This is a genomic window from Parabacteroides sp. FAFU027, from assembly GCF_022808675.1.
Classification (GTDB): domain Bacteria; phylum Bacteroidota; class Bacteroidia; order Bacteroidales; family UBA7332; genus CAXXIC01.
This window is the reverse complement of the sequence record NZ_JAKZKV010000002.1, coordinates 526,776-538,124: the sequence shown is the minus strand read 5'-3', so window position 1 is coordinate 538,124 and position 11,349 is coordinate 526,776. Positions and strand designations below refer to the sequence as shown.

5 protein-coding genes are annotated in these 11,349 nt (G+C 44.8%); all 5 read left to right on the top strand.

The window, feature by feature from the left end:
• A partial coding sequence (locus tag MLE17_RS05260; protein WP_243347707.1) for an Ig-like domain-containing protein occupies positions 1-3,180 on the top strand: 3,180 nt, incomplete at its 5' end.
• A 63-nt stretch (positions 3,181-3,243) separates the two neighbouring features.
• On the top strand, positions 3,244-4,173 hold the full coding sequence (locus tag MLE17_RS05255; RefSeq protein ID WP_243347706.1) for a type IX secretion system membrane protein PorP/SprF: 930 nt from the start codon (positions 3,244-3,246) through the stop codon (positions 4,171-4,173).
• 26 nt (positions 4,174-4,199) lie between these two features.
• The gene (locus tag MLE17_RS05250; RefSeq protein ID WP_243347705.1) at positions 4,200-6,194 is read left to right on the top strand and encodes an OmpA family protein; all 1,995 of its coding nucleotides are present in this window, start codon (positions 4,200-4,202) and stop codon (positions 6,192-6,194) included.
• Between the two features lie 1,174 nt (positions 6,195-7,368).
• Positions 7,369-7,698 carry a hypothetical protein gene (locus MLE17_RS05245; protein ID WP_243347704.1) on the top strand — a complete coding sequence of 110 codons (330 nt, stop codon included), beginning with the start codon at positions 7,369-7,371 and terminating at the stop codon, positions 7,696-7,698.
• Positions 7,699-8,265: 567 nt separating this feature from the next.
• Positions 8,266-11,112 (top strand): TIM-barrel domain-containing protein, encoded by a 2,847-nt coding sequence (locus tag MLE17_RS05240; RefSeq protein WP_243347703.1) that lies wholly within the window; start codon positions 8,266-8,268, stop codon positions 11,110-11,112.
• Positions 11,113-11,349: the final 237 nt, after the last annotated feature.

Here is an 11,349-nt window from a genome sequence, read left to right as displayed (position 1 = left end):
GACCCGACTCATGGTACGGTAGTTGTGAACACAGATGGCACTTATACCTACACCCCGAATGCCAATTACAACGGCCCGGATAGTTTCAGTGTCACGGTAAGTGATGGAAATGGTGGAACCAATACAGTAGTAGTCGATGTCACAGTGACTCCGATCAACGATGCACCGATCGCCTCTGCAACCCCGATCACTACACCGGAAGACACTCCGAAAAATGGAACGGTTACCGCGACAGACGTTGACGGCGATGCACTGACTTTCAGTAAAGCGACCGACCCGACTCATGGAACCGTAGTAGTGAATGCAGATGGAACCTATACCTACATCCCGAATGCCAATTACAATGGCCCTGACAGTTTCAGTGTAACGGTAAGTGATGGTAATGGTGGAACCAATACGGTAGTTGTGAATGTAACTGTTACTCCGGTCAACGATGCACCGGTTGCAACAGCAACACCGGTAATAACATTGGAAGATACTTCTGTTAATGGAACGGTAACAGCGACAGATATTGACGGTGATGTACTTACATTCAGTAAAGCGACCGACCCAACTCATGGAACCATAGTAGTGAATACAGATGGAACCTATACCTACACCCCGAATGCCAATTACAATGGTCCAGACAGTTTCAGTGTAACGGTAAGTGATGGTAATGGCGGAACCAATACGGTAGTTGTGAATGTAACAGTGACTCCGGTCAACGATGCACCGGTTGCAACCGCAACCCCGATCACGACACCGGAAGACACTCCGAAAAATGGAACGGTCACAGCGACAGATATTGACGGTGATGCACTGACTTTCAGTAAAGCGACCGACCCAACTCATGGAACCGTGGTGGTTAATTCCGATGGTACTTATACCTACACCCCGAATGCCAACTACAATGGACCGGATAGTTTCAGTGTAACAGTAAGTGATGGAAATGGTGGAACCAATACAGTAGTAGTCGATGTCACAGTGACTCCGGTCAACGATCCACCAATCGCAACCGCAACCCCAATCACCACACCGGAAGATACTCCAATTAATGGAACGGTTACTGCAACAGACGTTGACGGCGATGCACTGACTTTCAGTAAAGCGACCGACCCGACTCATGGTACGGTAGTTGTGAACACAGATGGCACTTATACCTACACCCCGAATGCCAATTACAACGGCCCGGATAGTTTCAGTGTCACGGTAAGTGATGGAAATGGTGGAACCAATACAGTAGTAGTCGATGTCACAGTGACTCCGATCAACGATGCACCGATCGCCTCTGCAACCCCGATCACTACACCGGAAGACACTCCGAAAAATGGAACGGTTACCGCGACAGACGTTGACGGCGATGCACTGACTTTCAGTAAAGCGACCGACCCAACTCATGGAACCGTAGTTGTAAATGCCGACGGCACTTATACCTACACCCCGAATGCCAATTACAACGGCCCGGATAGTTTCAGTGTCATGGTAAATGATGGCAACGGTGGTACTCATACAGTGGTGGTCAATGTAACGGTGACTCCGGTTAACGATGCTCCTATAGCAACCGCAACCCCGATCACGACACCAGAGGATACCCCGAAAAACGGAGCAGTTACCGCGACAGATATCGACGGCGATGCGCTGACTTTCAGTAAAGCGACCGACCCAACTCATGGAACTGTAGTTGTAAACACAGATGGCACTTATACCTACACCCCGAATGCCAATTACAATGGACCGGATAGTTTCAGTGTAACGGTAAGTGATGGTAATGGTGGTACTCACACGGTAGTGATCGATGTCACCGTGACTCCGGTGAACGATGCTCCGGTAGCGACTGCAACCCCGATCACTACACCGGAAGACACTCCGAAAAATGGAACGGTTACAGCGACAGATATTGACGGTGATGCACTGACCTTCAGTAAAGCGACCGACCCGACCCATGGAACTGTAGTAGTGAACGCAGATGGCACTTATACCTACACCCCGAATGCCAATTACAATGGCCCGGATAGTTTCAGTGTAACGGTAAGTGATGGCAATGGCGGTACCCATACAGTAGTAGTAACGGTAACCGTTACTCCGGTGAACGATGCTCCGGTAGCAACTGCAACCCCAATCACCACACCGGAAGATACTCCGAAAAACGGAACGGTAACCGCGACAGACATAGAAGGCGATGCGCTGACTTTCAGTAAAGCGACCGACCCAACCCATGGAACAGTAGTTGTGAACGCAGATGGTACTTATACCTACACACCGAGCGCTAATTACAATGGACCGGACAGTTTCAGTGTAACAGTAAGTGATGGTAAAGGCGGCACCCATACGGTGGTGGTAACGGTAACAGTGACTCCGGTTAACGATTTGCCGGTTGCCATAACGGATAATGCAAGTACCGATGAAGATACCGCATTGAATGGAAATCTCTCTGTGAATGATACCTTAAGTGGTGACGGTGGTAATGTTTGGGCGAAAGCGACAAACCCTGCTCATGGAACCGTGGTTGTGAATGTCAACGGAACTTACACTTACACTCCAGATGCAAACTACAATGGCCCTGACAGCTTCACTTACACGCTTACCGATGCGAATGGCGACAAGTCAACGGCAACGGTTTCGATTACAGTGAACAGCGTCAATGATTTGCCGGTTGCAGAGGAAGACCGTTTTACAGCCGTTGAAGAAACTGCAATTACAGGCAATTTGTCGACCAATGATACACCGAGTACTGATGGCGGCAATGTTTGGGCGATAAAAGAAGAACCTCAATTCGGTACGGTTGTGATTAACACTGATGGTACATTTACCTATACCCCGAAAGATAAGTTTGTGGGAGATGTTGAATTTACCTATACCATCACGGACGCTAATGGTGATGTTTCCACAGCAACGGTAACGATCACGGTAGCACCGGTCGATGTTTCCATTCCTGAAGGATTTTCTCCCAACTCTGATGGTTTTAATGATCTCTTTGTCATCTCTGGAATTGAAAAATATCCGAACAACAGACTGACGATCTTCAACCGTTGGGGGAACAAGGTCTTTGAAGCGAAAAGCTATGATAACACCTGGAATGGTGAAAATCATTTTGGGATAGCAGTAGGCGGTCGGGATCTTCCAGTAGGAACATACTTCTATATCCTCGATCTTGGAAACGGATCGCCGGTGAAAAAAGGATACATCTATTTGAATCGCTAATTATAAATCTGACCGGAGGGAATTGCCTTCTCTCCGGTCATAAATAATAAGATTATGATATTTATGAAACAAATAATATTTGTCCTTTTGTGGAGCGTTTTGATCTTTCCGGTATTTTCACAACAGGATGCGATGTTCACCCATTACATGTATAATACACTAGAGGTTAACCCTGCTTATGCAGGCAGCCGCGATGCATTGACAGCGACGATGTTGCATCGTTCGCAATGGGTTGGCTTTAAGGGAGCACCGGTTACTCAGACAATAACCCTTCATGCTCCGGTATATGAAGATAAGGTAAACCTGGGACTCTCTGTTATCAATGATAAAATCGGACCAACCAATAATACTTCTATCAATGTAGATTATGCGTTCCGGTTCCAATTGACAGAGGATAGTAAACTGGCTTTAGGATTGAAAGCGGGATTGAATTCTATGTACACTGACCTGGCTAATCTAAAGCTTGACAAACAATTAGACCCCTCATTTCAGGGAAAAGCAAATGGGGAAATGTCACCCAACTTCGGATTTGGTGTGTACTATTCCCGGGATCGCTTTTATGCCGGATTTTCTATTCCGCGTTTGATCGAGTCGAGCTTTAACTTCAGCCAGGGTATTACAGATTACACCATCTCGAAGGAACAACGCCACTATTTCTTCATTGCCGGTGGCATGTACAAACTCTCGGAGAATTTTGATCTGAAACCGACCACCTTTGTAAAAGTAACCAATGGGGCTCCTGTTCAGGCCGATGTCACAGCATCAGTAGTTTATCAGGAAAAGCTGCTTTTGGGAGCGATGTGCCGGACCGGTGATGCCGCCGGTATTTTGGCCGGTCTCGATTTGACGGATCAACTGCATGTGGGATACTCATTTGACTGGTCATTTGTCAATAGTACTACCCGATACAATTATGGAAGTCACGAGATTATGTTGCGGTATGATTTTGTTTTCCCCGGAAAATTCAAGATTCGTTCACCCCGGTATTTCTAAGTTCATTCTCCTAAAATACAGATCCAATGAAGACGAAATTAATTACGACTACACTGCTTCTACTTGTATTTCTGCAGGCTTATGGTGAGAAATTGCCCAAAGAAATCAAAGCGGATGCATATTATAATACCTTTTCATTTCAAAAGGCAATTGACAAATATACGCAGATAGAGAGTCTGGGTACGGAAGGACAACGCCGGTTAGCCGATTGTTATCGCAAAGTGCATAACTATCTGAAGGCGGAAGAGATGTATGCTAAAATTGTGCAATCCCCCGGGGTAACAAAAGAAGATCTCTTCAATTACATTCTGGCTTTGAGGCAAAATGGCAAATACACTGAGGCGAATAAACAGATGGATGAATTTGTCCGGAGTTATCCTGGTGATCAACGATCAATCAGCTATAAGGTAAGCAAAAAGGATTTTGAAAAAATGCTGACCAATCAGGGCTGTTTTACCGTTCGTAACCTCAGTTTTAATGGACCTCAGGTTGATTTTGGACCAGCCTATTTCAATGGAAACATTGTTTTTGCATCCAGTAGAAGCAACAACCGGTTGACCAAAAGACTCTACAACTGGGATGATAATCCCTACCTCAATTTGTTTGTTGCTAAGTTCGATTCGGGACAGTTTGTTCAGCTGAAAAGCTTCGGCAAAAAGCTCAACAAGAAGTGGCACGAGGGCCCCGCTTCATTCAGTAATAAAGGTCGTTTTATGGCCTTCACCCGCGATAATTACAACAACAGAAGTAAAGACGGAAGTGTAAACCTCCAGCTCTATTTCTCTACATTTGGCGGGGAAAAGTGGAGTGCCCCCATCTCTTTCAAACTGAACAGTCCGGAATATTCGATTGGTCATCCCTCATTGACCGAAGACGGCAAAACACTCTATTTTGCCAGTGATATGCCCGGTGGATTCGGTGGTGTTGACTTGTACCGGATTCAACGTTTACCTTCCGGAGAATGGGGTGAGCCCGAAAACCTGGGTAAAGGGATAAATACAGAAGGGGATGAGATGTTTCCATTCTACCATGAGTCAGATCAAACCTTGTTTTTCTCTTCCAATGGTCATGCCGGATTAGGTGGCCTGGATATATTTACAACCCGTTTCGAAAAAGGGAGATGGTCAAAAGTGAAGAACCTGGGTGTGCCGGTTAATGGTAAAGATGACGACTTTGCATTGATTATTGATCCACAGCTAAAGAGTGGTTATTTTTCCTCAAATCGTCAGGAGGGTAAAGGTGATGACGATATATATTCCTTTGCAGTGCTGAAACCGTTCAATGAGAAGTTTAAAGCCGAGTCTCTCCGGTTGTATGTTTTGAATAAACAGAATGGACATCCTATTCAGAATGCAGCAGTTACTTTCTGCGACAACACGCATCAGACTACGGCTGATAATGGTTTAGTCAGTAGAGGTGTTCCGGAAACAGAGTCCTGCGCTGTAAAGGCCGAGGCATTCGGATATAGTGCTTCAGGTAAAAATCTGGATCTTCGGAATGAGGAAGAGAAAGCCGTCCTGACTGATACGCTTTGGCTCGAACTTGACCGAAAGTTCGTTTTACACAATATCAATTATGACTTTGATAAATGGGACATTCTACCCGAATCAGCTGTCGAGCTGGACAAACTGGTTGTTTTAATGAATACGAATCCAGAGATCAAAGTGGAACTGGGCTCACATACCGATAGCCGCGGGTCTGCTGAATATAACCATAAACTGTCACAGCTTCGTGCCGAATCAGTCAAGAAATACCTGGTATCAAAAGGTCTTGACGAAAAACGGATTAAGGCAATCGGTTACGGCGAATCTCAGTTGCTAAACCGTTGTGCCGACGGAGTGGATTGTACTCCTGAAGAACACCGCGAAAATCGTCGTACCGAAGTCTTTATTCCGGGATTAGGAAAAGGCGAGAATGTAAAACAACAAAAGGGTGACTATTCCGATGGTACCCAAAACCACAAAAAAGAATATAGCTCAAAGAAGGTGCATGGATCTATCTTTGATATGAAAGTAAAATAAGACTGTCATTGTCTCTTTCCGGGGGATCGTCTGAATATCTGATTCGGGCGATCCCTTTTTTTGTTCCTGTTTGATCGGTATTTTGCATTGAAAGAAGAATTGGAAGCGGGCATCCGGTAGGGCAATCCGCTTCAACCTTGTTGTGTGTAGTCTGAACAAATTGATATATCCGGACATCCTTACTAATCGCAGTCGGAACAAGTCTCATTCTTAGTAAAATAATAAACCACGTTACCATATCTGATCGAAGAGCAGCCACTACACTGCATATCACTGAATCTTCATAGTGGATTACTTTCGGAACGTTTAGCTATGTTGTCATATTGAGTCACAATCTTATCCGAACGGTCATGACTATTGCTCCAACATAGTACTTTTTTATCCGAACAGTCATGACTATTCAATCTTCAAAGCGCTTTGTAGCTCCAACAGTCATGACTATTGAAACTACGTAGTACCTCGAAGCTCGAACAGTCATGACTATTCGAGCTACAAGCAAGCTTATTACTCCAACAGTCATGACTTTTCGAACTACAAGCAAGCTTGTAGTAGCTACAAGGTGGCTCGAAGTTTCAACAGTCATGACTGTTGTAGCTACAAAGTACTGTGTAGATACTCCAAAGCACTATGTTGTCGCTTCAAGCCGGCTTGTAGTTCGGATAAAGGGGTTTGTAGGCATAATAAAGTGGTTTGTAGGAGTAACAAGCCTCTTTGTCAGGCTAATGATGTGATGTGTAGCCACAACGATGCGGCTTCGGGTTGCGCCAAGTAGCTATGTAGAGATTGGCTTGTTATCCGATTGAATGGCTAATATTTGTTTTGTGATGTTATAGGGAAGCCTTGCGATTTGCTTCTCATGAAGTTTGATTACGGGGCTTGCCGTTAATGACGGATGATGGTTTCTTTGTATTGCCTTGGTATTTAGTCTGGCTTCTGCTGTTTTTGGAAAGGAATTGCTATTTTTGAGGGTGGTTCTGGAAAACAGACTTTGTTTATTACACTGATGGATAGGTCGGAGGCCTTGATTGGTTAGTGAGTAAGGTGGAGCATTTTACCAAACGGCTTACTGCGGTTGCTTTGTGCTTATTGAGGTTATTGATAGGCTAGGGTAAACGAGGTCGGAATATAATACCGCCCCGATGGTAAAAGCAAAACAAAAACAACAACAATACGAATGGAAAAACTAAAAGAGGGAAGAAATAAAATAATCCGAAGCATTTTGGGTGTTTGCGCTTTGATAAATTGTTTGATTTATATCTTGTATTTGGTTGTTATAATGGCAGCATTTTTAAAATCAAATGGATTTTGTAGATTCTTTCTGGGAGATGCTTTTTTGTACATTCATCTGATTCTTGGATTGCCTATTTTAGTCTTATGGTTTTATTCGCTAAAAATCTGGGCAAAATATGATAAGGATATTGAGCATTTTCTTCTTTTGTTTTTCTTTATAGGGTTTTATCCGCCATTTTACTATTTGAGGATGATTAGGAATAACTGGATCTGACTAAAGTGGGGTAATGCTCCATACCAGGCGACTGACAGATAATCCAATATTTCGACTGTGTCTAGCGCCAGTCTTGAGCACAGCGGAGACTTGTGCTGGAAATCAGAACAGTCTTTGACTGCAATATAACCCATCGCCCCGAACGGGGTGCAATCTGAATAACCGTGGGTGGAGCGAACGCCAGTGAGTGGAACCCACGGACATTACTCTACCAAAATAAGCATCCACGCAGTGGGTGAACAAGCCGATAGATTTACCCCTTTCAGGGAAGAACAGAATGCGAAACTTATCTACCGTGGGCTTCACCCACGGTTATTGAGATTTAGCTACTTCGTAGCAGTAGAAGACCCTTATGTTAACCCCGCAAATCCGCTGAAATAAGCTGTTTATCCCAAATGTAACCCCTGAAAACTGCTGTTTCAACCTTCTTATGTTATCAAAATCACCCCATTTCGGAAACATTTTGACGGCTGATTTATCAAATCGAACCGCTATCAGAAACATTTAAATAACCCCTTCGGAGAGATGAGGCTGTACATTTGCCTATGTAAACTTAATCCCATACCGATGAAAAAACTGATGATCTGCGTGGTCGCCTTTATGGCCGTCCTGAATGCGTCTGAAGCGAAGAACTATATTTCTACTCAGAAAGGAATAATTGTAACCCTTAATCCGAAATCGAAAGCTGCTGCAAAGAGCGTGCGCCTGGAAGTGGTGAATGATAATATTGTACACGTGAGTGCGGTACCAGGCAATCAATTTCCTACCGAAAAGAGCCTGATTATCCGTGACGAAGCGGTTATCAAACCTGCTACATTTCAAATCGCTGAAAACGGCAACCTGATTACTTTATCTACCCGTACCTTAAAAGCGCAGGTAAACAGCCTGACCGGCGAGGTGAAATTCTTCGATAAAAACGGTAAGGTGATTCTTCAGGAAAATAAAGGAGGCGGCAAGTCCTTCAAGAGCATCGAAGTGGAAGGTACCAAAGGTTATTCCGTCCGCCAGGTGTTTGAGTCGCCTGCCGATGAAGCCTTCTACGGATTGGGACAGCATCAGGCTGATGAGATCAATTATAAAGGTAAAAACGAAATTCTTTACCAATACAATACGAAGGTTTCGATTCCTTTCGTGGTATCCAATAAGAACTACGGAATCCTGTGGGACAACTACTCGGTGACCAAATTCGGCGATGTCCGTGACTATGCACAACTCAACCAGTTTAAACTATATGACCAGGAGGGAAAAGAGGGTGCGCTAACCGCAACTTATCTGGTGAACTCCGATCCTTCTAAAATCTTCGTGAAACGCCGCGAAGCTACTATCGACTATGAAAACCTCGAAACGGTAAAGAATTTCCCCGCGAAATTCCCTTTCAACAACGCCAAGATCGTGTGGGAAGGTCAAATCGAGCCGTCTGAAACGGGACTTTTCCGCTTTATCACCTATTATGCCGGTTACACCAGGGTCTGGATCAACAATCAGTTGATGATGGACAAATGGCGTACAGCCTGGAATCCCAATTCTGCCAAATTTAATCTTCGCCTGGAAAAAGGTAAGCGCTATCCTGTGAAATTAGAATGGCAGCCCGATGGCGGAGTATCTTATATCAGCCTGAAAGCTCTGAGCCCCGTTTCTGATACAGAGCAACAAAAATTGTCGCTTGCTTCGGAAATGGCTGACCAGATCGACTACTACTTTATCAAAGGAAATAATGCAGATGAGGTAATTGGTGGGATGCGTCGCCTGACCGGTAAAGCGCAGGTGATGCCGAAATGGGCGATGGGCTTCTGGCAAAGCTTCGAGCGTTACAAAACGCAGGACGAACTAGTAAATACCGTGGCCGAATTCCGCAAACGTCACATTCCGTTGGATAACATTGTACAGGACTGGTCTTACTGGAGCGTTGACCAATGGGGTAGCCACGATTTTGACCCCGCCCGTTTTACCGATCCGAAGAAGATGCTGGATGATATCCATGCAATGAATGCCAAGGTGATGATATCAGTTTGGCCGAAGTTCTACTGCAATACAGAACATTATAAAGAGTTTGACGCGAAAGGCTGGATGTATCGCCGTGCCGTGCAGGATAGTGTTCGTGACTGGATAGGTGAGGGCTATATTGGTTCTTTCTATGACGCTTATGCTCCCGGCGCGCGCAAACTCTTCTGGAACCAGATGAACGAACACCTGTTCTCCAAAGGAATTGACGCCTGGTGGATGGATGCTTCCGAACCCGACATCTTGTCGAATGCCAGCATGGAATACCGCAAGCAACTGATGAACCCGACTGCTTTGGGACCTTCTACCAAATATTTCAACACCTATGCATTGATGAATGCAAAGGCAATTTACGAAGGTCAACGCTCGGTCAGTCCTAACCAACGGGTGTTTCTGTTGACCCGTTCCGGATTTGCCGGTTCTCAGGGTTATGCAGCGGCTACCTGGAGTGGTGATATCGGTACTTGTTGGGAAGATATGAAAGCGCAGATTAGCGCGGGAATCAACTTCGCCCTTTCAGGAAATCCTTACTGGACGATGGATATTGGCGGTTTCTCCGTACAGAAACGTTTTGAAAAAGCCCAGGAGGGTAGCGAAGATATGAATGAATGGCGCGAGCTGAATACCCGTTGGTTCCAGTTCGGAACATTTGCTCCGTTATTCCGTGTACATGGACAGACGCCCCGCAGGGAGATGTTCAACATGTCATCTGAATCCAATCCGGCTTATCAGTCCATGCTTTACTATGATAAGTTGCGTTACAAACTGATGCCTTATATCTATAGCCTTGCCGGAAAGGTTTATTTCAACGATTACACCATCATGCGTGGTCTGGCGATGGATTTCGGTAACGATACGAAGGCGTTGAATATCGGTGACCAGTTTATGTTTGGTCCATCATTGCTCGTCAATCCTGTCTATCAGTACAAAGCCCGCGAACGTCAGCTTTACCTGCCGGCCAATACAGGATGGTATGATCTCTATTCAGGAAAATACCAGGCAGGCGGACAATCCATCATCGCAAATGCCCCGTTTGAACGGATGCCTATCTATGTCAAAGCGGGTTCGATCGTTCCTTTTGGCCCGGAGATTGAATACACCTCGCAAAAGCCGGCGGATGTGATTACTTTGTATGTTTACGCAGGAGCTAACGGTTCATTCGAGCTTTACGAAGATCAGGGTGAGAACTATGATTACGAAAAAGGGAAATATGCACTGATTCCATTCAGCTATAACGATAAATCTCGTACGCTCGAAATTGGCCAACGCAAAGGCGAATTTGACGGAATGCTGAAGCAACGCACATTTAATGTGGTATTCGTTGCACCGGACATAGCTACCGGAATTGATGCACAGGAAAATATAACCAAAACAGTAACCTATTCTGGGGAAAAAATAGAGGTGAAGCTTTAAGTGTACTCACTCCTAAATCACCCAGAAGGCTTTCGCAAGAGTGTAAATAGAATTTATACGGCATCATCAGTAGGGACATAATGTTTATATTCTCTTTAGTTCGTTATTAGAAGGGATTTAGAGAGATGTATAAAGTATGATGTATTTTGTCTTGACTGAAATATAATGCAACATAGAAGGGTGTTGTTTGATACAAAACAACACTAATGGAAGGTGTCGATTTAGATACATTTGCGA

Bases quoted from the DNA above. Each gene is read 5' to 3' on its own strand.
- MLE17_RS05245 (WP_243347704.1), top strand. From the start codon at position 7,369: ATGGAAAAACTAAAAGAGGGAAGAAATAAAATAATCCGAAGCATTTTG.
- MLE17_RS05250 (WP_243347705.1), top strand. From the start codon at position 4,200: ATGAAGACGAAATTAATTACGACTACACTGCTTCTACTTGTATTTCTG.
- MLE17_RS05255 (WP_243347706.1), top strand. From the start codon at position 3,244: ATGAAACAAATAATATTTGTCCTTTTGTGGAGCGTTTTGATCTTTCCG.
- MLE17_RS05240 (WP_243347703.1), top strand. From the start codon at position 8,266: ATGAAAAAACTGATGATCTGCGTGGTCGCCTTTATGGCCGTCCTGAAT.